This is a genomic window from Aromatoleum toluvorans (genome assembly GCF_012910905.1).
GTDB lineage: Bacteria > Pseudomonadota > Gammaproteobacteria > Burkholderiales > Rhodocyclaceae > Aromatoleum > Aromatoleum toluvorans.
Genome location: NZ_WTVN01000005.1, coordinates 59,878 through 84,874, shown reverse-complemented (window position 1 = coordinate 84,874; position 24,997 = coordinate 59,878). Strand labels below are relative to the sequence as shown.

The 24,997-nt window shown below is 66.1% G+C and carries 24 protein-coding genes; 9 read left to right on the top strand and 15 right to left on the bottom strand.

Annotation, left to right across the window (positions count from 1 at the left end):
* The gene (locus GPA22_RS05235) at window positions 1-1,464 is read left to right on the top strand and encodes a glutamate synthase subunit beta (RefSeq protein ID WP_169255041.1); all 1,464 of its coding nucleotides are present in this window, start codon (window positions 1-3) and stop codon (window positions 1,462-1,464) included.
* Window positions 1,465-1,661: 197 nt separating this feature from the next.
* Here GPA22_RS05235 and GPA22_RS05230 read toward each other — a convergent pair whose 3' ends face one another.
* Together GPA22_RS05230 and GPA22_RS05225 are read right to left on the bottom strand one after the other, a co-directional pair.
* The gene (locus GPA22_RS05230; RefSeq protein ID WP_169255040.1) at window positions 1,662-2,846 is read right to left on the bottom strand and encodes an acetate/propionate family kinase; all 1,185 of its coding nucleotides are present in this window, start codon (window positions 2,844-2,846) and stop codon (window positions 1,662-1,664) included.
* A complete protein-coding gene (locus GPA22_RS05225; RefSeq protein WP_169255039.1) occupies window positions 2,843-4,255 on the bottom strand; it encodes a bifunctional enoyl-CoA hydratase/phosphate acetyltransferase in 1,413 nt (470 codons plus the stop codon). The genes GPA22_RS05230 and GPA22_RS05225 overlap by 4 nt, the downstream gene beginning before the upstream one ends.
* A 194-nt stretch (window positions 4,256-4,449) precedes the next feature.
* Here GPA22_RS05225 and glmU point away from each other — a divergent pair, with 194 nt between their 5' ends.
* A complete protein-coding gene (gene glmU / locus GPA22_RS05220; protein ID WP_169255038.1) occupies window positions 4,450-5,808 on the top strand; it encodes a bifunctional UDP-N-acetylglucosamine diphosphorylase/glucosamine-1-phosphate N-acetyltransferase GlmU in 1,359 nt (452 codons plus the stop codon).
* 15 nt (window positions 5,809-5,823) lie between these two features.
* Window positions 5,824-7,650 carry a glutamine--fructose-6-phosphate transaminase (isomerizing) gene (glmS, locus tag GPA22_RS05215; RefSeq protein WP_169255037.1) on the top strand — a complete coding sequence of 609 codons (1,827 nt, stop codon included), beginning with the start codon at window positions 5,824-5,826 and terminating at the stop codon, window positions 7,648-7,650.
* Between the two features lie 344 nt (window positions 7,651-7,994).
* Here glmS and GPA22_RS05210 read toward each other — a convergent pair whose 3' ends face one another.
* From GPA22_RS05210 to GPA22_RS05200, 3 genes are all read right to left on the bottom strand, one after another.
* Window positions 7,995-9,722 carry a hypothetical protein gene (locus GPA22_RS05210; RefSeq protein WP_169255036.1) on the bottom strand — a complete coding sequence of 576 codons (1,728 nt, stop codon included), beginning with the start codon at window positions 9,720-9,722 and terminating at the stop codon, window positions 7,995-7,997.
* 354 nt (window positions 9,723-10,076) lie between these two features.
* Window positions 10,077-10,949: a putative phage abortive infection protein gene (locus GPA22_RS05205; protein WP_169255035.1), complete on the bottom strand. Its 873-nt coding sequence runs from the start codon at window positions 10,947-10,949 to the stop codon at window positions 10,077-10,079.
* 549 nt (window positions 10,950-11,498) lie between these two features.
* Entirely contained in the window at window positions 11,499-11,633 is a 135-nt protein-coding gene (locus GPA22_RS05200; RefSeq protein WP_211168945.1) for a diacylglycerol kinase, read from the bottom strand.
* A gap of 128 nt (window positions 11,634-11,761) precedes the next feature.
* Between GPA22_RS05200 and GPA22_RS05195 the strand changes: the two genes are divergently transcribed.
* Complete coding sequence (locus GPA22_RS05195; RefSeq protein WP_246264091.1) at window positions 11,762-12,430, top strand: cytochrome b; 669 nt, start codon at window positions 11,762-11,764, stop codon at window positions 12,428-12,430.
* On the opposite strand, the gene GPA22_RS05190 is transcribed toward GPA22_RS05195, so the two are convergent.
* A complete protein-coding gene (locus GPA22_RS05190; RefSeq protein WP_169255034.1) occupies window positions 12,375-12,983 on the bottom strand; it encodes an ABC-type transport auxiliary lipoprotein family protein in 609 nt (202 codons plus the stop codon). The genes GPA22_RS05195 and GPA22_RS05190 overlap by 56 nt on opposite strands.
* On the bottom strand, window positions 12,980-13,891 hold the full coding sequence (locus tag GPA22_RS05185) for an MlaD family protein (RefSeq protein WP_169255033.1): 912 nt from the start codon (window positions 13,889-13,891) through the stop codon (window positions 12,980-12,982). Before GPA22_RS05185 ends, GPA22_RS05190 begins: the two co-directional genes overlap by 4 nt.
* A gap of 271 nt (window positions 13,892-14,162) precedes the next feature.
* Here GPA22_RS05185 and GPA22_RS05180 point away from each other — a divergent pair, with 271 nt between their 5' ends.
* Window positions 14,163-14,609: an SRPBCC family protein gene (locus tag GPA22_RS05180; RefSeq protein WP_169255032.1), complete on the top strand. Its 447-nt coding sequence runs from the start codon at window positions 14,163-14,165 to the stop codon at window positions 14,607-14,609.
* 7 nt (window positions 14,610-14,616) lie between these two features.
* On the opposite strand, the gene mnhG is transcribed toward GPA22_RS05180, so the two are convergent.
* Genes mnhG through GPA22_RS05150 form a run of 6 tightly spaced genes read right to left on the bottom strand, consistent with a single transcriptional unit; the run spans window position 14,617 to window position 20,545 of the window.
* A complete protein-coding gene (mnhG, locus tag GPA22_RS05175; RefSeq protein WP_169255031.1) occupies window positions 14,617-14,937 on the bottom strand; it encodes a monovalent cation/H(+) antiporter subunit G in 321 nt (106 codons plus the stop codon).
* Complete coding sequence (locus GPA22_RS05170) at window positions 14,934-15,215, bottom strand: K+/H+ antiporter subunit F (RefSeq protein WP_169255030.1); 282 nt, start codon at window positions 15,213-15,215, stop codon at window positions 14,934-14,936. Before GPA22_RS05170 ends, mnhG begins: the two co-directional genes overlap by 4 nt.
* The gene (locus GPA22_RS05165; RefSeq protein ID WP_169255029.1) at window positions 15,212-15,700 is read right to left on the bottom strand and encodes a Na+/H+ antiporter subunit E; all 489 of its coding nucleotides are present in this window, start codon (window positions 15,698-15,700) and stop codon (window positions 15,212-15,214) included. The genes GPA22_RS05170 and GPA22_RS05165 overlap by 4 nt, the downstream gene beginning before the upstream one ends.
* Window positions 15,697-17,304 (bottom strand): monovalent cation/H+ antiporter subunit D, encoded by a 1,608-nt coding sequence (locus GPA22_RS05160; protein WP_169255028.1) that lies wholly within the window; start codon window positions 17,302-17,304, stop codon window positions 15,697-15,699. Before GPA22_RS05160 ends, GPA22_RS05165 begins: the two co-directional genes overlap by 4 nt.
* The gene (locus tag GPA22_RS05155; RefSeq protein WP_169255027.1) at window positions 17,301-17,648 is read right to left on the bottom strand and encodes a Na+/H+ antiporter subunit C; all 348 of its coding nucleotides are present in this window, start codon (window positions 17,646-17,648) and stop codon (window positions 17,301-17,303) included. The genes GPA22_RS05160 and GPA22_RS05155 overlap by 4 nt, the downstream gene beginning before the upstream one ends.
* Complete coding sequence (locus tag GPA22_RS05150) at window positions 17,648-20,545, bottom strand: monovalent cation/H+ antiporter subunit A (protein WP_246264089.1); 2,898 nt, start codon at window positions 20,543-20,545, stop codon at window positions 17,648-17,650. The genes GPA22_RS05155 and GPA22_RS05150 overlap by 1 nt, the downstream gene beginning before the upstream one ends.
* 180 nt (window positions 20,546-20,725) lie before the next feature.
* Between GPA22_RS05150 and GPA22_RS05145 the strand changes: the two genes are divergently transcribed.
* The 4 genes from GPA22_RS05145 to GPA22_RS05130 all read left to right on the top strand — a co-directional run bounded on the left by GPA22_RS05145 (window position 20,726) and on the right by GPA22_RS05130 (window position 23,867).
* Window positions 20,726-21,127 (top strand): FKBP-type peptidyl-prolyl cis-trans isomerase, encoded by a 402-nt coding sequence (locus tag GPA22_RS05145; RefSeq protein WP_169255026.1) that lies wholly within the window; start codon window positions 20,726-20,728, stop codon window positions 21,125-21,127.
* 109 nt (window positions 21,128-21,236) lie between these two features.
* Window positions 21,237-22,469: a hypothetical protein gene (locus GPA22_RS05140; protein WP_169255025.1), complete on the top strand. Its 1,233-nt coding sequence runs from the start codon at window positions 21,237-21,239 to the stop codon at window positions 22,467-22,469.
* A 78-nt stretch (window positions 22,470-22,547) separates the two neighbouring features.
* On the top strand, window positions 22,548-23,195 hold the full coding sequence (locus GPA22_RS05135) for a HugZ family pyridoxamine 5'-phosphate oxidase (protein WP_169255024.1): 648 nt from the start codon (window positions 22,548-22,550) through the stop codon (window positions 23,193-23,195).
* A 45-nt stretch (window positions 23,196-23,240) separates the two neighbouring features.
* The gene (locus tag GPA22_RS05130; protein ID WP_169255023.1) at window positions 23,241-23,867 is read left to right on the top strand and encodes a LysE family translocator; all 627 of its coding nucleotides are present in this window, start codon (window positions 23,241-23,243) and stop codon (window positions 23,865-23,867) included.
* Between the two features lie 16 nt (window positions 23,868-23,883).
* Here the strand turns inward: GPA22_RS05130 and GPA22_RS05125 are convergent, their stop codons facing one another.
* Window positions 23,884-24,204 carry a heavy metal-binding domain-containing protein gene (locus GPA22_RS05125; protein ID WP_169255022.1) on the bottom strand — a complete coding sequence of 107 codons (321 nt, stop codon included), beginning with the start codon at window positions 24,202-24,204 and terminating at the stop codon, window positions 23,884-23,886.
* Between the two features lie 41 nt (window positions 24,205-24,245).
* The gene (locus GPA22_RS05120; protein WP_169255021.1) at window positions 24,246-24,980 is read right to left on the bottom strand and encodes an SDR family oxidoreductase; all 735 of its coding nucleotides are present in this window, start codon (window positions 24,978-24,980) and stop codon (window positions 24,246-24,248) included.
* Between the last annotated feature and the right edge of the window lie 17 nt (window positions 24,981-24,997).

The following is a 24,997-nucleotide window of genomic DNA, read 5'->3' as shown; positions in this document are numbered from 1 at the left end:
ATGGGCAAGCCCACGGGTTTTCTGGAGTATCAGCGTCTGTCGGAGGCCTACGAGCCGGTTGCCGAGCGCGTGAAGAAGTACAAGGAGTTCGTGCTGCGCCTGAGCGACGCGGAGGCGGCGGTACAGGGCGCGCGCTGCATGGATTGCGGCATCCCGTTCTGCAACAACGGCTGCCCGGTGAACAACATCATTCCGGACTGGAACGATCTCGTGTTCCGCGGACAGTGGAAGGAGGCGATCGAGGTCCTGCACTCGACCAACAACTTCCCCGAGTTCACCGGCCGCATCTGCCCGGCGCCGTGTGAAGCCGCGTGCACGCTGAACATCAATTCCGATGCGGTCGGCATCAAGTCGATCGAGCACGCGATCATCGACAAGGCGTGGGAAGAGGGCTGGGTGCTGCCGCGTCCGGCTGCCGTGAAGACCGGCAAGAAGGTTGCGGTCGTCGGGTCGGGCCCCGCAGGCCTCGCCGCGGCCCAGCAGCTCGCGCGTGCCGGCCACGACGTGACGGTGTTCGAGAAGAACAGCCGCATCGGCGGCCTGCTGCGCTACGGCATCCCCGACTTCAAGATGGAGAAGGGGCTGATCGATCGCCGCATGGCGCAGATGGAAGCCGAGGGCGTGAGTTTCCGCACTGGCGTGATCGTCGGCGCCGATGCGACGGCGCCCGGCATCGTCAACGACGCGACGACCTTCGTCAGCGCCGAGGCGCTGCAGAAGGAGTTCGACGCGGTGGTCCTCGCGGCGGGCTCGGAAGTGCCGCGCGACCTGCCGGTGGCGGGCCGTGATCTCGCGGGGGTGCATTTCGCGCTGGAATTCCTGATTCCGCAGAACAAGGCGGTGGCCGGGGATGGCCCGAATCCGATCTCGGCCGAGGGCAAGCACGTCGTCGTGATCGGCGGCGGTGACACGGGTTCCGACTGTGTCGGGACGTCGAACCGCCACGGTGCCGCGAGCGTGACGCAGTTCGAGCTGATGCCGATGCCGCCCGAGCAGGAGAACAAGGCGCTGACCTGGCCGTACTGGCCGATCAAGATGCGTACGTCCTCGTCGCACGAGGAAGGCTGCGAGCGCGATTTCGCCGTCGCGACGAAGGAGTTCGTCGGAAAGGACGGCAAGGTGACCGGCCTGAAGGCGGTGCGCCTCGAGTGGAAAGACGGCCGCATGTTGGAGATCGCGGGGTCGGAATTCGACGTGAAGGCCGATCTGGTCTTCTTCGCGATGGGCTTCACGAACCCGCTGGGCAAGCTGCTCGAGGCGTTCGGCGTCGAGAAGGATGCTCGCGGCAACGCGAAGGCGACGACCGATGGCGCCGGCTGTTATGCGACCAGCGCGGCGAAGGTGTTCGCCGCCGGCGACGTGCGCCGTGGCCAGTCGCTGGTGGTGTGGGCGATCCGCGAAGGTCGTCAGTGCGCCCGTGAGGTCGATCAGTTCCTCATGGGTGAAAGCGTCCTGCCACGCTGAACGACGCGGACCGCCCACGGGCGGGTGTGGACGACTGCGGGCCGGCCGGCCCGCAGGGCGCGAAGGCCGGCAATGCGCTCGCGAGGTCGACCAGTTCCTCATGGGCGAATCGGTCCTGCCGCGCTGATCCGGTTCCGGCCGTATGAAATGAAAAGGGCGACCCGCGGGTCGCCCTTTTTGTTGCTGCGCGCCGGCGCTCAGTGCGCGAGGCGCTCCAGTGTGTAACGGGCGATCATGCCTTCCTCGTTGGTGGGCACGACGGCGACCGCCACGCGGCTGTCGGGGGCGTCGATGCGCAAGGCGTGCACGCCGTTCGCTTCCGGGTCGATCGCGACGCCCAGCCACGCCGACAGTTGCGCGACACGCTCGCGTACCGCTGCCGCGCGTTCGCCGATCCCGCCGGTGAACACCAGCGCATCGAGTCCGCCGGCCGCTGCGGCGAGCGAACCGATTTCCCGTGCGATACGGTAGCAGAAGAGATCGACGGCTTCGCGCGCATGTGGCGAGTCCGAGGCAAGCAGCGTGCGCATGTCCTGGCTGATGCCGGAAACGCCCAGCAGGCCGGATTCCTTGTACAGCAGGTTGGTCAGGGTCTTCGCGTCCATGCCTTTCTGCTCCATCAGGTAGAGCAGGACGCCGGGGTCGAGGCTGCCCGTGCGCGTGCCCATCATCAGGCCGTCGACGGCGGTGAAGCCCATCGTCGTGGCAACGCTCTTGCCTTCGCGCAGCGCGCACATCGAGGCGCCGTTGCCGAGGTGGGCGATCAGCACCGCGCCGTTTGCCCGCTCGCCGATGACGTCGGGCAGGCGGCGCGCGACGTAGTCATAGGAGAGGCCGTGGAAGCCGTAGCGCTTCACGCCTTCCGCGCTGATCGCGCGCGGTAGCGCGAAGGTCTGCGCGAGCGCGGACTGGGTGCGGTGGAAAGCGGTATCGAAGCAGCCGACCTGCGGGATCTCGGGCGTGAGCGCGGCGATGGCGCGCACGGCGCGCAGGTTGTGCGGCTGGTGCAGCGGCGCGAGCGGGATGAAGCTTTCGAGATCGCGCAGCACGAACTCGTTGAGCACCACCGGGGCGCTGTAGAGCTCGCCGCCGTGCACGATGCGGTGTCCCGCCGCGACGACGTCGAGGTCGGGATTGTGGGCGCTGAGCCAGCGGAACAGGTGGTTGAGCGCGTCGCGGTGCTGCTCGGTCTGGCTGCCCGAGGTCAGGACGGGTTCCTGGTAGCAATGCCCGTCTGCGTCCCTGGCCGACAGGAGCGGGGTTGCGCCGATGCCCTCGATCTGTCCCGACAGCGCGGGCGAGTCGGCCAGTACCGGTTCGATCGGAAAGAGCGCGAACTTGAGGCTGCTCGAGCCGGCGTTGATGACGAGAACGGCCTTCATGCGACACGCGCCTCGCGCTTCTTGTGCGCCATCAGTTGCGCGATCGCGCACGATGCGGCGCGCGTTTCGGCGGTGTCGGCACGGCTCGTGAGCACGATCGGCACCCGCGCGCCGAGCACGACGCCGGCCATCAAGGCATTGGCGAGGTATTCGAGCTGCTTGGCGACCATGTTGCCGGATTCGAGGTCGGGCACGACGAGGATGTCGGCGTTGCCGGCGACCAGCGAGCGGATGCCCTTGGTCTTGGCGGCGACCAGCGACACGGCGTTGTCGAAGGCGAGCGGGCCGTCGAGCAGGCCGCCCTTGATCTGCCCGCGGTCGGCCATCTTGCACAGCGCCGCGGCGTCGATCGTCGAGCGGATCTTCGACGTAACGGTCTCCACCGCCGACAGGATCGCGACCTTGGGCTCGGGCAGGCCCATCATCTGGGCGAGCTCGATCGCGTTCTGGATGATGTCGACCTTGTCTTCGAGCGTCGGCTCGATGTTGATCGCCGCGTCGGTGATCAGCAGCGGATGCGAGTAGGTCGGGACGTCGGCCATGAACACGTGGCTGATGCGGCGCGCGGTGCGCAGGCCGCCGGTCTTGGAGACCACCGCGCCCATCAGTTCGTCGGTGTGCAGCGAGCCTTTCATCAGCGCTTCGACGTGACCGTCGCGCGCGAGCGCCACGGCGGTCTCGGCCGCCAGGTGGCTGTGGGCGACGTCGACGATGCGCACGTCGTGCAGGTCGATGCCTTCCTGTTCGGCGATCGCGCGGATCTTCGCTTCGGGGCCGACCAGCACGGGGATGACGAGGCCGGCCTGCGCCGCCTGGATCGGGCCGCGCAGCGACTCGGCGTCGCACGGATGTGCGACCGCGATCGGGATGGGCTCCTTGCCGGCAGTGATCGACAGCAGGTGGCCGTAGCGCAGCTCGCGGTCGGAGATCGTCACCGCGGGCAGATGGACGCGGTTGCGCTTGATCTTTTCGGTGGGCGCCTGCACTTCGGCGACGCCGTCGATGACCTTCAGGCCGTCCTGGTTGAGCGCGAGGCAATCGAACACGATGTGGTGGTTGTGTTCGAACTTCTCGCGGCAGGTGACCGTGATCGTGAGCGTGTCGCTGATCGTGATCGGGCGGTGGAAATTCAGGCCCTGCGAGACGTACACGGTGCCGGGGCCGGGGAACTCGGTGCCGAGGATGGTCGAGATCAGCGTGCTGCCCCACATGCTGTGCCCGACGACTTCGCGGAACTGGCCGGAGCGCGCGAATTCGGGGTCGACGTGGGTCGGATTGACGTCGCCGGACATGACGGCGAAGAGGTGGATGTCGTCCGGCCGCAGCGTACGCACGAGCTGGGCGCGGTCGCCCACCTGGATCTCGTCGAAGACGCGGTTCTGGATGAATTGGTTGGCGTCGCGATCCATGATTGGTGTATTCCGGTTGCAGTGCAAAAACCGTATTTTAGTCGCGTTATCAAAACGTTGTCTGACATGTTGTAAAAACAGGTTTGCGCTGCGTCATCCATGTGCGATCCGCGCGACAGCGTTCCGGCGCCGGGCGGAAGCGGTGGGGCGCACGTGCTAGAATCGGCGCCGGTCTGGATCAGAACGGAGTGTTCATGGAAGTCGTGATTCTCGCGGCCGGGCAGGGCAAGCGTATGCGTTCGGTATTGCCGAAGGTGCTGCAGCCGATTGCCGGGCGTCCGATGCTGGCGCACGTGATCGCTGCGGCGAGGGCGCTGGACGCGTCGCGCATCTGCGTGGTGTATGGCCACGGCGGCGAAGTGGTGCGTGAGCGGCTGCAGGATGCGGGGCTGCGCTGGGCGCGCCAGGAGCCGCAGCTGGGCACGGGGCACGCCGTGCAGCAGGCGCTGCCGGAGCTCAGCGACGGCGAGATGGCGCTGGTGCTGTACGGCGACGTACCGCTGATCGGCGCGCCGACGCTGCGTCGCCTGCAGGCGGCGGCGGGCAGCGGCAAGCTCGCGCTGCTGACCGTGGAACTCGCCGATCCGACCGGCTACGGACGCATCCTGCGTGACGACCAAGGCCAGGTCACGCGCATCGTCGAAGAGAAGGATGCGAGCGCCGAGCAGCGCCGCGTGCGCGAAGTGAACACCGGCATCCTCGTCGCGCCGGTGGCGCGCCTGCGCGACTGGCTGGGACGCATCGGCAACGACAACGCCCAGGGCGAGTACTACCTCACCGATATCATCGGGCTGGCGGTCGCCGAGGGCGTCGAGATCGTCACGGTGCAGCCGGATGCGGTGTGGGAGACGCTGGGCGTGAACAGCAAGCCGCAGCTCGCCGAACTCGAACGCATCCATCAGCGCAACATCGCCCAGCGCCTGATGGAAGCGGGCGTGACGGTGCTCGACCCGGCGCGCATCGACGTGCGCGGCGAGCTCGAATGCGGGCGCGATGTCGAGATCGACGTCGGCTGCGTGTTCGAGGGGCGCGTCGAACTCGGCGACGACGTGCGGATCGGCGCCCACTGCGTGATCCGCAACGCCCGCATCGGCGCCGGCACCCGCATCGCAGCGTTCTCGCACGTCGAGGATACGGTCACCGGCCGCGAGTGCGTGATCGGCCCGTATGCGCGCACGCGTCCCGGCACGACGCTGGGCGACGACGTGCATCTGGGCAATTTCGTCGAGGTCAAGAACAGCGCGATCGCCGACCATTCGAAGGCCAACCACCTCGCCTATGTCGGCGATGCGGACGTCGGCCAGCGCGTGAACATCGGCGCCGGCACGATCACGTGCAACTACGACGGCGCGAACAAGTTCCGCACCATCATCGAGGACGACGTGTTCATCGGCTCGGACACCCAGCTCGTCGCGCCGGTGCGCGTCGGCCGCGGGGCGACGCTGGGCGCCGGCACGACCCTCACCAAGGACGCCCCGCCGGAGCAGCTCACCGTGTCGCGGGCCAGGCAGATCACCATTGCCGGCTGGAAGCGGCCGGTGAAGAAGAAGTAAGTCGGAGAAAGCATCATGTGCGGCATCGTCACTGCCATCGCGACGCAGAACGTCGTCCCCGTCCTCCTCGAAGGCCTGCGCAAGCTCGAATACCGCGGTTACGATTCCGCCGGCCTGGCGGTGCTCAACGGCGGGCTGCAGCGCGTGCGCGCGGCCGGCCGCGTCGCCGAACTCGCGGCGCGTGCCGAGGAGAAGAAGCTCGACGCCGGCATCGGCATCGCGCACACGCGCTGGGCGACGCACGGCGTGCCGTCCGAGCGCAACGCGCATCCGCACGTATCGGCGGGCCTTGCCGTCGTGCATAACGGCATCATCGAGAACTTCGAGTCGATCAAGCAGCGCCTCATGGCCCAGGGCTACGAGTTCGCGTCGGAGACCGACACCGAGGCGATCGCCCACCTGGTGCACAGCAAGCTCGCGACGCAGCCGGACCTCTTCGAGGCGGTGCGCCTGGCGACCAACGAACTCGTCGGCGCCTACGCGATCGGCGTGGTGTGCGAATCCGACACCGCGCGCGTGATCGTGTCGCGCCACGGCGCGCCGCTGCTGCTGGGCGTGGGCGAGGACGGGATGTACGCGGCGTCCGACACGGCGGCGCTGCTGCAGGTCACGCGCAAGGTGATCTACCTTGAGGATGGCGACATCGCCGAACTGCGCCTCGACGGCTACCGCATCGCGCGCCCGGACGGCACGCCGGTCGAGCGCCCGATGCACGTGTCGAGCCTGTCCGCCGACGCGGTCGAGCTCGGCCAGTACCGCCATTACATGCAGAAGGAAATCTTCGAGCAGCCGCAGGCGCTCGCCAATACGCTGGAGATCATCGCCGGCGGCGGATCGGTGACACCGCAGCTCTTCGGCACCCGCGCGCCCGAGCTGCTGGGCGGGGTCGAGCGCGTGCTCGTGCTCGCTTGCGGCACGAGCTACCACGCGGGCCTGGTGGCGCGCTACTGGATCGAGGCGATCGCGAAGCTGCCGTGCAGCGTCGAGATCGCGAGCGAGTACCGCTACCGCGAATCGGTCGCGCATCCTGGCACGCTGGTGGTCGTGATCTCGCAGTCGGGCGAAACCGCCGACACGCTCGCGGCGCTCAAGCACGCGAAGGCTCAGGGCATGCAGCGGACGCTGGCGATCTGCAACGTGCCCGAGTCGGCCATCGTGCGCGAGGCCGCGCTGCGCTTCATCACGCGCGCGGGCCCCGAGATCGGCGTCGCCTCGACCAAGGCCTTCACGACCCAGCTTGCCGCGTTGGCGCTGCTGACGCTGTCGCTCGCGAAGCTCGCCGGCCGCCTGCCGGAAGCGGACGAGGCGCGGTACCTTACCGCGCTGCGCCACCTGCCGGTCGCCGTGAAGAAAGTGCTCGAACTCGAGCCGGAGATCGAGCGCTGGGCGCAGCGCTTCGCCGGCAAGCAGCACGCGCTCTTCCTCGGCCGCGGCCAGCACTGGCCGATCGCGATGGAAGGCGCGCTGAAGCTGAAGGAGATCTCCTACATCCACGCCGAGGCCTACGCCGCCGGCGAACTCAAGCATGGCCCGCTCGCGCTGGTTGACAAGGAAATGCCTGTCATCGCGGTTGCGCCGGCCGACGAACTGCTGGAAAAGCTCAAGTCCAACCTGCAGGAAGTGCGCGCGCGCGGCGGCGAGCTGTACGTCTTCGCCGATGCGGGCAGCGAGATCCACGAGTCCGAAGGCGTGCACATTCTGCACATGCCCGAGCACTACGGGATGCTGTCGCCGGTGCTGCACGTCGTGCCGCTGCAGCTGCTGTCCTACCATGCGGCGCTGGTGAAGGGGACTGACGTCGACAAACCGCGGAACCTGGCGAAGTCGGTGACGGTGGAGTGAGGAGGACTTTTGCCCGCTGTTCCTCCTCCTCCTGACGATTAAAGTCGAAAACTGGATGGCCTCATGAAAACGCCCGGCTAGTCCGGGCGTTTTCAATTCTGAACCAGGGGACCGGGTGGTCGACTGTTGCGGGTCTGCGCCGGCTTCTCGGCCTGAGCCGTCGTTCAGCTTCCCAACCGCAAAGGCCCGTAGCGCGCTCCATTGCTGCCATTCAGTGCGCCGCGGACTTAAACGGCAGTGATCACTCTCGCGAAACGGTAGAGCGCGACTCAAATCCCTCTACAACCTAGACTAGAAACCCCATCATGCTCTGGCGCTCGCACTGGGATGCAAGAAAATGCCACCTAATTTGCGTACGTAATCCAAGAAATCGGTCTGTTTTCACGAAGCCACCGAGAACACAAAGAGCCCATGAAGGTGACGAACGACCCAAGCAATCCGAGCAGAAAGACTTTAGCCTCCCATGACAGTCTTTCCCATCTGGTGAGATTCGCCCTTACATTACCTTTCCATAAGCTATCGGCGCGACCGGAAAAGAGCAGGTTTCCATCAGCGCTAAAATTACCTTGCAACTCTCCGATAGCTGTGTACGTATCGAACGGTTGGACGGCGGTTGACGATTCGTCGAGTATGAAGTTGAGAATATTCCCTCTGACATGAAACATCTTCAGGTGCCCGAGGGGTTGTCCGGCTACGCTATCTATCTCTAGTCCGTGAACCGCTATCCAACCATCTGCACCTTGAACTCGAAGAGTCGTTTCAGCGGGCACCCTTCGAATTCCAGATAAGTCGCTAGGCCGAAGCCTAAGCAATACTCCCGGAAGCAGTCCCCGGCCATCGATTTCAACGTAGCTTCGTTGCGAGTTCTTGGCCGGCCCGTCTTGTTCGAGCACCTTGCACGTCACTTCTTTGTTTGAGGGTGATTTCAAGGGTGGGACAAACTGTATGACATACGTCGTCTTATCAATTTTCAAATTAAGGAAACGTGGAGAGTTGGCCAACTCATCATTTTTCTTGTTCAAGAATGAGGCGGAAAAGGCGAACAGCAGGTCATCAGCGTAGCTAGATAGCTCGAGGTGGGCGTCATCTCCGACAAATTGTGTAAGTGATAGAGAATTAGACTGTGAGTCGCGTTTGAAATCAAAAAATCCGACCTTTCCGGAATCCACTTTGATTTTCGTATGATGCCCCTGAAGCGAGCCCGCTAAGAACTGGGTGATGCCAGTATCAGTAGATGCCTGCAGAGTGGTAACCTCATCAAAGGTCATCCATGGCCTGCTGAAATCTAACCCATTTATTGCGTCAAAAGTATTGCAGCCTGAAATGAGATGAATATCCACGTGATATTTCTGTGAGGCTTTTTCTTGCAATAGCGTCAATTGCAAATCACCATTGATGTTTGTCCAAGTTGCATTCCCGGCAGTTGCAAGACTAGAAAAGAAAGAAAATGGCACACGACCTTCCTTGCTGGGTGAGCCCAGTTCATTAGATAGTCTTGGCACGATGGTTCCACTCGATGGCGTGGCGAAGTAAGCTTTGATTTCAGTTGGTCGTGGGCTAAATAACAACTCGCAAACGTAATATACAGAACAAGACGTGAGAAATCCTGCGATGAGGATTGCCAGTGAGGCGGTCAGACGCTTAGAAAAAGCGCCAACTTCCAAGTTTGAGTAGAGGAGATCAGCTGCACGCAGAAAACTTAGAACAAGTGCGCCCAAAAATACTGCGCCTATGCCGTTTGATACAAGATTCTTCACAAGAAAGTCTAGCGTCGCCGACCCGGTGACAACAGCGTTTGCAGCATCAACGAGACACAGAATCATGAACGTGGCGACGCTAACTCGCCACGCAAGCATGCGGGGCGCGGATTGCCTAACACAAACAAAAGCGACCGCAGCTCCTGCCAAGAGGAACTGCCACTCGAATCCAGCCCTTATCCATGTCATTAATCTTGGAAATTTGATGAGTTCTTCGCCATAGACTGAAGCGTAAATCGAAGGGTTTCCGCTGTTTAAAAGTGATAAAGCATAGTTCTGAATTTGCGGCCCGGTCGATAGTATCAATGCAAGCATGAGCGCTATCGGAACAACAACAGTCGCCAGATGTATGCAGTACGGAGAAATTGATATACGCATATTCTTGATTGTTTGGGCGAGAAGGCCAGATGGAGTGCAAAAGTCTGAAAAAGAGGGCGCAAACTTGTGACTTTTGGCCAGATGCGCACGTGCTGTGAAGTGTGGCGGTAGGGCGTCTCACCAGGGCGCTCGAAGCAGAGGATGGTGCGTACGAAATGTGTTCAGATCCAGCGTCCTTTAATGCTGTCGTCGATCCCGCTTTAGATCCCAACGTCAGATGTCACCCCGTCAGGTCGCCGCGCCCAAAGCGGGTTCTTTGATGAATGGAAAAATAAGCCTTCAACGCGAAAACTAGGTATCATCATCGGGTAAATAGATGGTCGATCCAAAAACTGATCGCTCGTAAATATTTGTCAATTCCATTAATTGAGATCCTTTATGGTCTTCAATATCGAATGGCATGTGCTCTAAGAATTCATAGCGCTCGAGAAGAAGTTTGAATTTCCAGAACGCATCAACGGGCGAGTCGCATGCGCAGTTTATTGCGAGCAGTTGGAGAGCCTTGTCCGGAATGAATGCTCGAACCATATTCGCGTACATTTTTTCCGAACGTGCTACAGATGATCCCTTTATGCCTTCAGATCCAAATTCTTCCCCGACGGATCCGTCGGGGCACTCAACCGCGATAAACTTTAAGATCTGATACAAGATCCTGAAATACTTCCCGCACAGACGGTTGCTTTGCGCGAAGGCGGATCTTGACTGTGAAAGGTTGAGTGTCATGTAAAAGACATCGCCGTACAAATCATCAACGCGACTTAACCCTTTGCGGGCTCCGAGGTCAGGGCTGGAGATTTCCTGCAGCGCCTTGTTGTGCTCATTGAGGAGAGAGAAGAACGTTCCTTCAAACTGCTGCCTTTCTTGAGTTTTCGCTTGGGCGTTAAGCACCATTTCAGATTTCTCTTGCGCCCTAGCGGCGCGCTCTAACTCTTTGCGAGTTAGGTCCATTTCGGCGCTCTGCAATGTGATTGTAGCCAAAATCGCCATCAAGCTTAGAAAACCAAACAACGGATTAAGGACTCCGCCAAAATAGTCACCAAAGGTCCCCCAGTCTGAATTGGATGTGCTTAGCGGACCATGAAAACTATAAAAATAAAATCCGACAACAACCAGCATTGAGGTTAATGCGATCAGGACGAAATAGATCAGACGCGAAGTCTTCATTGTGTAATTTATAGAAAGAGTATCGATCTACGTGGTTCTCAGCCGATGCTACGCACGAGTATCGAAGCTGTTTGCGCCAATTTTATGAATCCGAGTCAGAAGTATAGTTCTAGAGGCGAGATCCGAGTGGAAATGTCATCGCCAGTGAAGATGAACCGACAACCACAGTGGCATCGGGATAACTGAAATGTCGCTGTCACTCAAAAGGTGAGCATACCTCGTCACCCGGATAACGTCTGTATACGACTTAGAGGCTTTGCTTATCCACTGATTGCCGGCATCGCCACCGAACGGGATGGATGAGGCCAGCCTGATATTCGACGATTTCGTCTTTCAGACCCGGCTGCGCAGCTCTAGCACTGAGATGAATGCCGGCAATAGACCATATTGCCGCCGTAAAGTAGGCGCCAACCGGCTGGCCGCTCCGGCCGACAACCCGTCGCCCGTAGCCTGTAGTCACGATATCTCGCCCCACCCAAGTAAAGCTGATTCGCTACGCAGCGAGCGTAGCGTACAGCGCGATCACCGCCACGACCGCGGCGCCCGGATTCATCGCCAGCACCATGCCGAGGGCATGTCCTTGAGCTTGCCGATGACGGGATGGAACTCCGGATGGAGGTGGTCGGCCAGCGCTTCCATCGCCGAGTTCGCCAGCTTTGTGGCCAGCACGGTGCGATCGTTCATCTGGTCGTTCCAGAATGCCGGCGCCAGCGGGGTCCTGGCGGAATGGTTCGCGTATAAACGAAACTTTCATTTTTTCCCGCGCGGACAGGCGCCGCGAGCGACCGGGCGGGAGCTTTGCGGGGGCGTGCATGTCGAACTGCGGTGGCGGTTCTCCGGAGGGCATCGCGGCGATGGCGCAATTCGGCAACACGAAGCAGTGCTACGGCATCGTGGCGATGGCCCTTCACTGGGGGATGGCCGGACTCCTGGCGGGGCTTGTCGTGCTCGGCCTCTACGCGGCGCAACTGCCCGACGTCGGTTTCGACAAGACGAAGATCCGCCTGGTGCTGTTGCACAAGGAGCTCGGCATCCTGGCGCTGATGCTCGCGGGGCTGCGGCTCGCGTGGCGGGTCGGCAACGCGCTGCCGCGGCTGGTCGAGGGCTTGCCGGAATGGCAGCAGGTGGTGGCGCGCTTCGTGCACCTGTGCCTGTACGCGCTGATGTTCGCGCAGCCCGTCACGGGCTGGGTGATGTCTTCGGCGGCGGGCATCCCGGTGTCGTTCTTCGGCCTGTTCTACCTGCCGGACCTGGTCCGGTACGACGAATACCTGTTCCGCTTCCTGCTGGCGCTCCACCAGTGGCTGGGCTATGCGCTGACGCTGCTGGTCGCCCTGCATGTCGGCGCGGCGCTGGAGCATCATTTCGTGCTGCGCGACGAGACGCTGCGGAAGATGCTGCCTGCCCGCGCGCGTACCGACGGTCTCAGCCCGCGTGGGCGTGCACGAACTCGGCCACTTCCTTCAGCGCCTTCGCGATAGCCGCGTTGGCGGCGACGGCGCCGCCGTGCGGCGTGCGTTCGGCCAGCGGTTCGCGCAGCTCGACTTCCCGGGTGGCGATGGCGGCGCCGTCCCCGGCCGGGATCAGGCTGAGCCGGAGCGCGAGGTGGAAGGCCGGTGGTTCGGTGGTGAAGTCCTGTTCGAACGCCACGATCTCGGTGCGCAGCGCGCAGCCGATGCGTCCCGCGAACGGCGGCGTGACGACGGCGCCGACATAGCCCGATCGGTCCAGGGTCCGCAGCAGCAGCGCCCTGAGCATCTGCGGGGGCCGTGCGGCCCATTCGGTGCGGCTGAAATAGGCGATGCGGCCGGGCTGGTCCATGTAGGCCATCAGCGCCGTGTCGTAGATCGCGTTCGCCTCGGGCGGAAAGACCAGCAGGGTTGCGCCGCGCCGCGGACGGGCCGGGAGGTCGGACGGAATCGCGGTCAGCATCTCCTTGTCGGGCTCGGGGCCTGGCGGGGCGAGCAGCGTGCAACCGCCCGAGAGCGCGACCGCCAGCATCATGCACAGCGCAGCGCGGCGCGCGCCCGTCATGGCCGCTCCCCCGGTCCGGGGCGCCGCGCCGGGGCGCCGCGGATGACCGAGATGGGGTCCCTGCTGACCTTGTCGGCGATGCCGTCGAGCGACACCGTCAGCTCGTCGAGCTGCGTGAGCACGCGGTAGGCTTGCGGCACCAGCTGGAGCTGCAGCGCATCGACCGTGTCGCGGCTCGATCGCACCAGCGGCTGCATCGTGGCGACGAGGTCCTGGCTCGAGCGCACCAGCGGCTGCAACGAGTCGATGGTGTGCTGGCTCGATTGCAGCAGCGGCTGCAGCCGGCGGCTGGCGGCCTCGCCGTTGGCGATCAGCGTGTTCAGGCGGGCGTTGTTGTCCGCGAGCGTTTTCGTGACTTGCCGCAGGTTGTCCGCCGATTCCTTCAGCGCGGCGATCGTGTCGCGGTCGAGCAGGCCGTGGACGAGTCCGGTCAGCGACTGGACGTTGTCGTTCAATTGGCTGATCAGCAGATCGAGGCTCATCGATTTCGACGCGGTCGTCGGAATGGTCGGGTACGGCTCGCCGGGGCGCGCGACGAGCGGGCCGGAAGCCGTGCCGGCATCCTCGAGGGCAATGTAGACGTAGCCGGTGAATCCGCGCGTCGCGACCCCGCGGCTCGTGATCGTCGCGACGGTCGCCGCGCTCACCGGGGCGTCCGCGCGGACGGCGAGCACCACGCGGATCGAGCGCGCGTCGACCAGGTCGACGCGCTCGACCTTGCCGACGTCCACGCCGTGGTATTCGACCGGCGCATCGGGAATCAGCCCCGAGACCGGGTCGTTCGTCCGGATTTGGTAGAGCGTGTAGCGAGCGGCCGACAGCAGGTACCAGCCGAGCCCGCCTGCCGCCAGGAGCAGCAGGAACACGGCGAACGCGATTCTGGCCTTGCTTTCCGCATCAAGCTTCATGTTGTTCTGCTTCGGCGATACGGTGTGGGGCGGCGAACTCAGTGAAGTTTTCGCCGGTGGAGCGTTCGACCGCCGCGAGGGGGCGACAGCCCTTGCGATGGTGTCCCATATCGCGTGGAGACACCGGCGAAAAAGAGATGGTTCCTGCGCGGGAGCCGCGATGGTCACCGGAAAATTTCCGTAACGGCCGACCTGCTGCACCGGCGGTCGACTAAGGTATGGGAAGCGGCGACGACAGCCGCGACGTCGAGCCCCAACGAAAGGAGAGATCATGCCGACCGGTACCGTCCGCCTGCACCGCGTGCTGCGTGCAAAACCCGAGAAAATCTACCGTGCCTTCCTCGATGCGGAGGCCCTCGCCCGATGGCTGCCGCCCAACGGCTTCACCTGCAAGGTCGACCACCTGGATGCCCGGGTCGGCGGCACTTTCAGGATGGCATTCAGGAACTTCAGCACCGGCAACGGCCATTCCTTCGGCGGCAGCTATCTGGAGCTGATGCCGAACGAGCGCATCCGCTACACCGACAAGTTCGATTCCACCGATCTGCCCGGCGAGATGGTGACGACGGTCACCTTGCGCGCGGTGGCCTGCGGGGCGGAAATGAACGTCGTGCAGGAAGGCATCCCTGAGGCGATTCCGACGGAGTTCTGCTACCTCGGCTGGCAGGAGTCGCTCGACCATCTGGCGCGGCTCGTCGAGCCGGAGATTCCGGATTGACGCTGCCTTAGCTCTCGCTCCGGTCGCTGCGCAGGATCGCGGCGCGCATCAGCAGCATCGTGGTGATCGGTGCGGTCACGAGGATGAACAGCGTGATCAGCAGCTCATGGACCACCGGGCGCTGCGCCAGCGCCGTCGAGGTGAGCATCGAGGCGATCAGGACGCAGCCGGCGCCGAGCGTGCTGCCCATCGTGGGGGCGTGGATGCGGGCGAAGAAGGAGCGCAGGCGCAACAGGCCGAGCGAGCCCACGAGCGCCAGCAGGCCGCCGCAGATCAGCAGCAGGGCGGCCGGCAGCGCGGCCCACAATGGAACGTCGGCCGCGCTCATGGCTCGATCACCTCGCCGCGCAGCAGGAACTTGGCCATCGCCGTGGAGCCGATGAAGCCGAATAGCGCGATCAGCAGCGCGATGTCGAAGTAGATGGCGGCGCCGGAGCCGATGCCCAGCATCAGGATCGTCAGCATGCCGTTGATGTACAGCGTGTCGAGCGCGAGGATGCGGTCCTGGGCGGCGGGGCCGCGCAGCAGGCGGACGAGGGCGCACAGCATGCCGACGGAGCAGCAGGCGAGCCCGAAGTTCACGGCGAAGGGGAGGATGGCGTTCATTCGAAGATCTCCATCAGGGGGCGCTCGTAGCGGTCTTTGATCGTGCGGATCCAGGTTTCCTCGTCCTGCAGGTCCAGCACGTGCAGGGTCAGGGTGTTGCTGGCCGGGTCGTGTCCGGCCCATACCGTGCCGGGCGTGCCGGTGATGATGATCGACAGCATCGCCAGGCCGTGCGGGTCGCGCAGTTGCAGCGGGATCTGCAGGAAGCCGATGGTCGGCTGGCGCCGCGCGGCGCCGAGCACGACGCGTCCGACGCCGATGTTGGAACGCACGATGTCGACGAAGACATGCCAGCACAGGCCGATCGCGACATGCAGGCGGCGCGGCCACGCGGGCAGCGGGCGCAGCCGCGCCACGGCGGCGCTGACCAGCCACGCGAAGACGGCGCCGAGCACGACGTGGCCGGGCGCGACGCTGTCGTTGAGCAGGAGCCACACGGCGAGCAGCACCGCCGGCAGCAGCGGGACGAGCGGCGGACGCCTCATGGCGCGCCTCCCGCGGCGGCTTCGGGCAGCACCACGCCGACGTAGGCCGACGTATCGTGCAGCGAGCGCGCGGCCGCCTCGAAGTAATCCATCGCCGGCCCCGCGCCGAAGGCCAGCACCGCGCACAGCAGCACCAGCGCGGCCACCGGGCCGGCTTCCAGCCACTGCAGGCGCGGCGTCGGCCGCTCGCTGCTCCAGAACACCCGGATGCCCAGGCGCGACAGCGCGATCAGACCCGCCAGCCCGGAGAGTATCAGTGCCGCGAAGAGCAGGTTCGCGTGCAGGGCGGGGGCCGCGGGCGGCGCGGCGATGGCGGCCTTGAGTAGGGCGAACTTGGCGACGAAGCCGGAGAACGGCGGCAGGCCGGCGAGCACGACGGTGCAGGAGATGAACGCCAGGCCGAGGAAGGCCATCGCCGCCGGAATGGCGACGCCGGCCATCTCGTCGGGATGCTCGGATTCGTGCCGGTCCTGCAGGCCGAAGGCCTCGAAACTGATCGCCAGCAGGTCCGCGGCGACCGCACGGTTGCGTTCGGCCATTTCGATCAGCATGAAGAAGGCGCCGCTGCCGAGCACCGAGCTGGCGAGGTAGTACAGCGCCGGGCCGGTCAGTGTCGTGCCGGTGAAGCCGAAGGCGGCGAGCAGCGTGCCGGAGGAGACGATGACCAGGAAGCCGGCGAGCCGGTCCAGCTTCTGCGCGGCCAGCACGCCCAGCGTGCCGACGGCGATGGTCGCCAGTCCGCAGTAGAACAGCCAGTCGCCCTCGAAGGGCGCCGGCGCGCCGGCCTCTTGCAGCAGCACGGAGAAGCGCAGCAAGGCGTACACGCCGACCTTGGTGAGGATCGCGAACAGGCCGCCAACGGGCGCGGCCGCCGCGGCGTAGGTGGACGGCAGCCAGAAATTGAGCGGCCAGGCGCCGGCCTTGACGAGGAACACGATGCCGAGGAGCAGCGCGCCGAGGTCGAACAGCGTGCGCTCGCCCGCCGCGAGCTGCGGCACGCGCAGCGCCAGCTCCGCCATGTTGAGGGTGCCCGTGACGCCGTACATCAGCGCGGCGGCAATCAGGAAGATCAGCGATGCGACGAGGTTGATCGCGACGTAGTGCAGGCCCGCCTTGACGCGCGGCGCGCCCGAGCCGTGCAGCGCGAGGCCGTAGGAGGCGGCGAGCAGCACCTCGAAGAACACGAACAGGTTGAACAGGTCGCCTGTGAGGAAGGCGCCGTTCAGGCCCATCAGCAGGAACTGGTACAGGGACAGGAAGTGGCTGCCGGCGCGTTCCCAGCGCGCCAGCGCGTAGACCAGCGCCGCGAGGCCGAGCGTGGCGGTGAGCGTGAGCATCAGCGCGGCCAGGCGATCGACCACCAGCACGATGCCGAAGGGCGCGGCCCAGTCGCCGAGGGCGTAGACGCCCAGCTCGCCGGGCCACGGGGCGGCGATGCGGCCGTCGGCGCAGGCCAGCAGCGCGAGCGCGGTCGCGAGCTGCGCCAGCGTCGCGCCGAGGGCGAGCAGCGCGCGCGGCCGGTGGCGCGTCTCGCTCGCGAACAGCAGCAGCGCGCCCGCCAGCAGCGGCAACAGGATCGGCAGGATGGGCAGATGCTGCATCATTCGCGCTCCGGCTCCCGGCCGTCCACGTGGTCGGTGCCGGCCAGTCCGCGCGCGGCGAGCAGGACGACGAGGAAGAGCGCGGTGACGGCGAAGCCGATGACGATGGCGGTGAGCACCAGCGCCTGCGGCACCGGGTCGGCGTAGAGCGCCGGATCGGCACCGCGGGCCGGGTCGATCACCGGCGCCGCGCCGGTGCGCAGGCGGCCCATGCCGAAGATGAACAGGTTCACCGCGTAGCTCAGCAGCGACAGCCCCATGATGAACTGGAAGGTGCGCGGGCGCAGCAGCAGGTAGATGCCCGAGCCGGCCAGCACGCCGATGGCGAGCGCGAACACGATTTCCATCAGCGCAGGGCTCCCGGAACGGATTTGTGGGGGTGGCTGCGCAGCGACTGGTGCGCGATGGCGACGAGCATCAGCACCGTCGCGCCGACCACCAGCATGTACACACCGAGGTCGAACACCAGCACGCTCGACAGATGCAGCTCGCCGATCCATGGCAGTTCGCCGTGCCACGCCTTGCTGGTGAGGAAGGGCGCACCGGCCAGCGCGGCGCCGATCCCCGCGACGGCGGCGGCCAGCAGGCCGGCCGCGATCCAGTACAGGGGATGGATGCGCAGGCGCGATTCCACCCATGCGGTGCCCCCGACCATGTACTGCAGGATCACCGCCGTGGCCAGCACCAGGCCGCCGACGAAGCCGCCGCCCGGCGCGTTGTGGCCGCGCAGCAGGAAGAACAGCGACACCAGCATCGCCAGCGGCAGCAGCAGGCGGGCGAGCACGGCGGGTAGCATCATGAGGCCGGCGGGCAGGAGCTCGCCTCCGTGGACACGCGACGGCGGCGCGTCGCCGGCGGCGGCCTGCTCGCGCTGCTGGCGCGGCAGCGGCATGCTCTCGGGCGCCGGGCGGAAGCGCCGCAGCAGCGCAAACACGGTGAGTGCGACGATGCCCAGCACGGTGATCTCGCCGAAGGTGTCGAAGCCGCGGAAATCGACCAGGATGACGTTGACGACGTTGAGGCCGCCGCCCTGCGGCAGCGACGCCTGCACGAAGAAGGGGGCGAGGCCGTCCACCCCGGGGCGGGTCAGCACCGCGTAGGCGAGGGCGGCGATGCCCAGGCCGCAGGCGCCCGCCACGAGGACGTCGCGCAGCCGGCGCAGGCGCGGGCTGGTGCCGCCGCGGCCGGCGATGCGTTCGTCGCGGCGCGGCAGCCAGCGCAGGCCGAGCAGGATCAGCACGGTGGTGACGACTTCGACCGTGAGCTGGGTCAGCGCGAGGTCCGGCGCCGACAGCCACACGAAGGTCAGGCTGGTGGCCAGCCCCGCGCCGCCGGCGAAGGCCACGGCGGCCAAGCGGTGATACTTGGCCTGCCAGGCGACGGCGAGCGCGCAGGTACCGCCGATCACCCACAGCAGCGCAAACGCGGGGTCGAGCGGAAGCGTCGGCCGCGTGCCCCAGCCGATGCCGCCGGACAGCGCCAGTAGCGCCGCACCGCCGAGCGCCACCGCGAAGAGCAGCATCATCTGCATCTGCAGGCGGTGCGACGACAGGCGCCGCATGGCCCATTCCGCGCCGCTCGTGACGCCCGTCATCAGCGCGTCGAAGATCCTGCGGCCGTCGATGGCTTCGAGCAGCGGCACCGTCGTCGCGCGCCGCCGCGCGAACGCGACGGCGTAGAGCAGCGAACCGCCGCACAGGGCGACGACGCTCATCAGCAGCGGCGTGGTGAAGCCGTGCCACACCGCCAGGCTGTAGGCGGGCGCGTCGGCGCCGAGAAGGGCGTCGGTCGCGGTGCGCAGGTAGTCGCCGATGACATGCTCCGGGATCACGCCGACCAGCACGCAGGCCGCCACCAGCAGCGCGCTCGGCAGCAGCATCCAGCGCGTCGGCTCTTGCGGCACGTGCGGCAGGTCGCGGGCCGGCGGGCCGAAGAAGACCTGGTGGATCAGGCGCAGCGAATAGGCGACGCTGAACACGCCGGCCAGCGTCGCCGCGAGCGGCAGCGCGATGCGCTGCCAGTCGGGGCGGTCGAGGAAGATGGTCTCGGCAAAGAACATCTCCTTCGACAGGAAGCCGTTGAGCAGCGGCACGCCGGCCATCGCCGCCGCGGCCACCGCCGCCAGTGCGGCGGTGATCGGCATCGCGCGGGAGAGGCCGGACAGGCGCCCGAGGTCGCGCGTGCCGGTCTCGTGGTCGACGATGCCGGCGGCCATGAACAGCGAGGCCTTGAAAGTCGCGTGGTTGGCGATGTGGAACACCGCGGCGACCAGCGCGAGTTCGCTGTTCATCCCGAGCAGCAGCGTGATCAGGCCGAGGTGGCTGATCGTCGAATAGGCCAGCACCCCCTTCATGTCCTGCTGGAACATCGCCAGGTAACCGGCCAGCACCAGCGAGCACAGCCCCGCGCCCCCGATGATCCAGAACCACGCATCGGTGCCGGCCAGGATCGGCCACAGGCGCGCGAGCAGGAATACGCCCGCCTTGACCATGGTTGCCGAATGCAGGTAGGCCGACACCGGCGTCGGCGCCGCCATCGCGTGTGGCAGCCAGAAATGGAAGGGGAACTGGGCGCTCTTGGTGAGCGCGCCGAGCGCGACCAGCGCCAGCACCGCCGGGTACCAGGGGTGCGCCTGAATCTGCGCGCTTGCCGCGAGCACGGCGTCGAGGTCGTAGCTGCCGGCGATGTGGCCGAGCAGCAGGACGCCGCCGAACAGCGCCAGGCCGCCCGCGCCGGTGACCGTCAGCGCCATGCGCGCCCCGCGCCGCGCGTCGGCGCGGTGGTGCCAGTAGGCGATGAGCATGAAGGAGGCGAGGCTCGTCATCTCCCAGAACATCACCATCTGGATCAGGTGGCCGGACAGCACCACGCCCAGCATCGCGCCCATGAAGGCGAGCAGGAAGGAGAAGAAGCGCGGGACCGGATCGGTCGGCGACATGTAGTAGCGCGCATACACCACGACCAGCGTGCCCATGCCGCTCACCAGCAGCGCGAACAGCCACGCGAAGCCGTCCATGCGCAGGCTGATGTCCAGGCCGAGCGCGGGCGCCCAGGGCACGTTCAGGCGCACCACGCCCTCGGCACTCACCTGCGGATAGAGGGCGGCGATGACGAGCGTGGTGCCCAGCGCGACGAAGCCCGCCAGCCACGCTTCGGCGTTGCGCGCGTTGGACGGCAGAAAGGCAGCGCACAGGCTGCCCGCGAAGGGGAGGAAGAAAATCAGCGCCAGCTCCATGGCGGCCATTCTATCAGCCGAACATTGCCATTCCCGGCGCCCATCCTGCCCGGATATGCTGCATACGAATCTCCCGCATGATGAGCCCCGCCCGGCGCAGCGGACGACGATGTGATGCACGCGGGTGCGTTTTCGACTTAAATTACGCGAATTGGCTTTTTCGTCACCGATCACAGGAGGGAAGTCCCGATGCGTGCATACGTCGCGGTTTTGCTTGCAGGTTTCACACTCTCGGCCGCGGCCGCCGGTCCGGAGGCGGAGACCCTGCCGTCCGGCGTGACGATCGAGCGCTACAAGGAAGGGACCGGCACCGCGCCGACGAAGACGGACGTCGTGCGCGTGCATTACCAGGGCACGCTCTCGAACGGGCGCGAGTTCGACAGCTCCTACAGCCGCGGGCAGCCGGCCGAGTTCCCGGTCGGCGGGGTGATCCCGTGCTGGACCGAGGTGCTGCAGCTGATGAAGCCGGGCGGGTCGGTGCGCATCACCTGTCCGCCGCAGACGGCGTACGGTGCGCGCGGCATCCCCGGGACGATCCCGCCCAACAGCACGCTGACCTTCGTCGTCGAACTGCTCGAGGTCAAGCGCTGAACGGCCACTGTAACCTTTCGATCGCGCACTCCATCTAATCGGCAGCAAGTGGAGGGGGTGCGCCGCATCCTGCGTGACGATGCCTCTTCCGGCCGAGGAGGAGTGCATCATGAACAAGCGCATCGATTCCGCTTCCGCAGCGCGGAAGCCGGCACGGCGCCGCATCGTGGCGGCGTCGGCCTTTACCCTGTCGGCTGTCGCGGCGGCCGTGGCCCTTGGCCTGTCATCGACGCCGGCCTTGTCCGACGCGATGCCCGGCGGCAACCGGAATCAGGGGCAGCACATCTTCCGTTTCGACACCTTCGGCGACGAGCAGCAGTGGACCGACACGCTGCGGATGCACGAGGTGATCCCGGCGGCCGTGAGCCCGCTGACGGCGCTTTCCGTCGGACTGAAGGTGGACGCGACCAGGCTGCCGCCGAACTTCCTCGCCCGGAGCGATCTCACCGATCCTGCGACAACGGTGGAGTTGCTGCGGCGCGACGCCGTCGTCGGCGTCGTCGGCAAGGTCGAAGGCGGGGTGCTGAAGCGGGTAGGAGTGACCTGCGCGCTGTGTCATTCGACCGTCGACAACTCGGTGGCGCCGGGCATAGGCAACCGGCTCGACGGCTGGCCGAATCACGACCTCAACCCGGGCGCGATCATCGCGCTGTCGCCGGCACTCACGGCCGACCAGAAGGCCGTCTACAACTCCTGGGGGCCCGGTCGCTACGATCCGCGGTTCAACATCGACGGCATCAACGGGCCGGTCGTGATCCCGCCGGCCTACGGCCTTGCGGGCGTTCCCTTCGAGATCTATACGGGCGACGGTCCGGTCTCCTACTGGAATGCCTACGTCGCGGTGACGCAGATGGGCGGGCACGGCAATTTCTCCGATCCGCGGCTGGGCATATCCGTCGTACAGACGCCGCCGGATCTCGTCACGCCGAAGCTGCCTGAACTGCTAGCCTACCAGCTGAGCCTGCCGGCGCCCCGGCCGCCGGAGGGAACGGTGAATGACGCGGCGGCGCAGCGCGGGGAGGTGATCTTCAACGGCGTGGGGCGCTGCGGGACGTGCCATATGGCGCCGACCTATACCGACGTGCAGAACGGCCCGGACGCGAACACGCCGCGGCTGCACGCCGCCGCCGAGACGGGGATGGACCCCGCCTATGCGCAGCGCTCGGCGACCAAGATGTATCGCACCACGCCGCTGCGTGCGCTGTGGCAGCATCCGCCGTACTTCCACGACGGCAGCGCCAGGACGCTGCTGGATGTCGTGAACCATTACGACAGGCAGTTCATACTGAGTCTGACGCCGGAGCAGAAGGCCGACCTGGTCGAATTCCTGAAATCCCTGTGAGCGGCGCAGGAGGCGATTTCGGCGCGGAGGAGAAATAACTCATTGACGCCGGCAGGCGGGGGCGACAGAGTGACGGACATGAACCTCTCCGTCGCCCCCGCCATCCACCTGCTGCACGAAGCGGGGCACGCCACGCTGGCGACGCATTCGACGCAGCTCGCCGGCTACCCGTACGCAACCGCGCTGCCCTGCGTCGTCGACGAGGCGCACCGCCCGCTGTTCTGCATCAGCCTGCTCGCCGAGCACACCAAGAACCTGCTCGCCGACCCGCGCGCGAGCCTGTCCGTCGTCGGCGCCGAGAATGGCAACATCCAGGCCGGGGCGCGCATGACGCTGATCGGCGACGTCGAACGCTTCGAACCGTCGCCGGAACTCGTCGCCCGTTACCTGCGCTACCAGCCGGACGCTAAGCAGTACCTGGAGCTCGACTTCGCGTTCTTCCGCCTGCACCCGAAACGCATCCGCTTCATCGGCGGCGTGGGGCGCATGGGATGGATCGAGGAGGAGCGCTGGACGACGCTGCCCGTGCTGGCGGTCGAGGAGGAGGCCGGGCTGCTGCAGCAGATCGCCGGGAACGTGCCGGCGCGCACGCACCTGCTCGGCCTGGATTGCTTCGGCATCGACTATCTGGCGAACGGCCAGCGCGCGCGGCAGCGCTTCACCGAGGTGCGCAGCGCCGGGAACCTCGCCGCGGCGGCGCCGCGCATCGCGTCGGGGCTGCGTTGAGCCGGACGGGTCGCGGTCTGCCCTGCGCGCTTCCCTTGAGCTGAAATGACTTCCATCGAGACGACCCTCGCCTTTTTTGCCGTGTCGGTGCTGCTCGGCGCGGCGCCGGGGCCGGACAACCTGTTCGTGCTGATGCAGTCGGCCATGCGCGGGCGCCGCGCGGGGATGCTGGTCGTCCTCGGCCTGTGCACGGGCCTGCTCGGGCACACGGCGGCGGTCGCGGTGGGGCTGGCAGCCGTCTTCGCCGCGTCGGCGACGGCCTTCACGGTGCTGAAGTTCGCCGGTGCGGCCTATCTCGCGTGGCTCGCGTGGCAGGTGCTGACGGCGCCCGACGGGGGCGATCCGACCGTCGGCGCGGCGGCGCCGGACGGCTGGCGCATGTACGTGCGCGGCATCGTCATGAACCTCACCAATCCCAAGGTGATCCTGTTCTTCCTCGCCTTCCTGCCGCAGTTCGTCGAGGCCGGCGCGGGGCCGGTGGCGCTGCAGGTGATGTGGCTGGGCTTCGTGTTCATCGTCGCGACGCTGCTGACCTTCGGCGCGATCGCGCTGTTCGCGGCGTCGATCGGGCAGCGCCTGCGCCGTTCGGCGACTGCGCGGCGCGTGCTGAACAAGTCGGCGGGGCTGGTGTTCCTCGGTCTCGCGGCGCGGCTGGTGCTGGCCGAGCGCTGAATACCCGCCTGAAAACTCAGGCGAGCGTGACGGCCGTGCCGCTGACCGCCACCATCAGCATGCCATTGGTTTCGCCCAGCACCTCGTAGTCGAGGTCGATGCCGACGATGGCGTTGGCGCCGAGCTTCTCCGCCGCTTCGGCCATTTCCTCGAAGGCGGTCTCGCGCGCCGAGCGCAGCGTCTTCTCGTAGGCGCCCGAGCGCCCGCCGACGAAGTCGCGCACGGCGGCGAACATGTCCTTGAGGAAGTTCGCGCCGATGATCGCTTCACCGGTGACGACGCCGTGGTAGGCGCGGATGGTCTTGCCTTCGACGGTGGGCGTGGTGGTCATCAGCATGGCGGTGTTTCCTTGTTGAGTGACAGGAATGAGGGCAGGGATCAGCTTGCGAGCTGGCGCAGGTCGGCCGTGGCCGCCGTGCCGAATTCGTCGCCGAGCAGGTAGTTCACGAGCCGGAAGGCGCATTCGTCGGGGCGGGCGAGGGCGTTGTCGCGCTTGAGCGCCTCGAAGCGGGCGCGCACCGGGAAGCGGTCCTCGGGCGTCGCGCGGATCTCCGCCTGCATCGCGGTATCGACGACACCCGGGGCGAGGCTGCAGATGCGCAGGCCGGGCGTGCCGTCCATCGCGACGGCGCGCGCGTGCTGGTCGAGCGCCGCCTTCGATGCGCAATACACGCTCCAACCGGCATAGGCGCTGCGCGCGGCGCCGCTCGACACGTGCAGGATGCGCCGATCCGCGACCTCGCTGCTGGCGGCGGCGAAGGCGCTCGCGAGCATCAGCGGCGCAGCGGTGTTGAGCGCGATGGCGCGGGCGATCGCCTCCGGCGGCAGGATGTCGGACTGGCCGACCGGCTGCAGTACCCCGGCGTTGTTGATCAGGAAGGCCTGCGAACAATCGGCGAGGAAGCTGCGCAGGGTCGCGCTGGCGAGCCAGTCGGCGAGGACCTCGGTGTCGGCGAGGTCGATCTGCACCTGCGAGAGATCGTCGGGGTAGCGTTCGGCGAGGGCGTCGTTGGTGCGCCGCGCGAGGCCCAGCACGGGGATCGTGCGTGCGAGGAGCTCTTCGGCGATCGCGGCGCCGAGGCCTTGGGTGTGTCCGGTCAGGATGGCTTTCATTGCGGTGGTGTTTCCGG